The organism is Peribacillus sp. SIMBA_075 (assembly GCF_046534585.1).
In genome coordinates this window covers 1-249 of record NZ_JAWRYN010001245.1, presented here as the reverse complement: position 1 = coordinate 249, position 249 = coordinate 1, and the positions used below count along the sequence as shown (strand labels likewise).

The following is a 249-nucleotide window of genomic DNA, read 5'->3' as shown; positions in this document are numbered from 1 at the left end:
GCAAATGTGAACAGCGGGCCCGGAACAGCTTGTGTCGCCCCGTATCCAGCAAGGAAAGCTTCTTCCGTTAGCCAGCCAGTCGGCACGAACTCCCGCTCCAAAAGCGTCAAGACCACATGCCCGCCGCCAAACACCAAGGACCCGGCGCGGTAGAAACTGTCGAACATCGCCACCCAGTAGGAACCGGTCACTTCACGCAGGATTGGAAGCGAGATAAGAAAGGCAAAGAATACTACCAGGCTTAACGCC

At 57.0% G+C, this 249-nt stretch carries 1 protein-coding gene; it reads right to left on the bottom strand.

Annotation, left to right across the window (positions count from 1 at the left end):
- A partial coding sequence (locus tag SB775_RS32310) for a chromate transporter (RefSeq protein WP_410865377.1) occupies positions 1 to 249 on the bottom strand: 249 nt, incomplete at both ends.